Source organism: Gemella sp. 27098_8_149 (assembly GCF_041433745.1).
Taxonomy (GTDB): Bacteria; Bacillota; Bacilli; order Staphylococcales; family Gemellaceae; genus Gemella.
In genome coordinates this window covers 1-744 of sequence record NZ_JAPWCB010000041.1, presented here as the reverse complement: position 1 = coordinate 744, position 744 = coordinate 1, and the positions used below count along the sequence as shown (strand labels likewise).

The 744-nt window shown below is 34.1% G+C and carries 1 protein-coding gene; it reads right to left on the bottom strand.

The features are described 5' to 3' along the window. Positions 1–744 (bottom strand): mucin-binding protein (locus O3801_RS08505; protein WP_483299494.1); only part of this gene is annotated, 744 nt, incomplete at both ends.

The window sequence follows — 744 nt, the reverse complement described above, 5'->3', positions numbered from 1 at the left end:
GTCTTTTGCTGCATCATGTTCGATAATTTCAGGATTTTCACGGTATTTAACAACTTCACTACTATCGGTAGATTCATGTGTTACAGGTAATTCTGCTACTTTTTCTTTATCAACTGTATATTTATCGATTTTTGGTGATACTACTTCATCAAGTTTTTGTTCTTTAGTCCACTCACTTGTGTATACTACTTCACCTGTTCTACTATTGATTTCTGCAGTTCTTGTGAATCTTGCAGTTTGTTCAACTGGCGTACTTGCTTCTTGCCCTGCTTTCGGTCCATTTTCATAAACATAAGTAATGTTTCGTTTCACTTCTGTTAATAAACCTAAATCTTTATATGTACGACCTTTTGGATCGTTAGGAATTTTATCCTCTGGTTTTGGAGGATTTTGTTCTCCATTGTTAGGTTTAGTTGGATCTATTGGGATGATTTCATCATATTGATAAACAACTGTTGTAGTTCCTTCTTTTACCTTACCTGTTTCTTCTATTACATTGTTGAATTTATCAGAAACTTCATACACTCCACGGAAGACATATTTCTTACCATTAACTTCGATAACATCTTTACGGCTTTCTACAGTACTGTATTCTTCATTTGTAGCTGTATATGTTGTTTCTTCACGGTCTGCATAAACTTTTGTCGCAGCTTTTTCTACTACTGCATTCTCTTTAACAGTTACCGCTTCACTAATTTCATTTCCTTGAGCATCTACATACTTAACAACTACAGAACCTTTTTT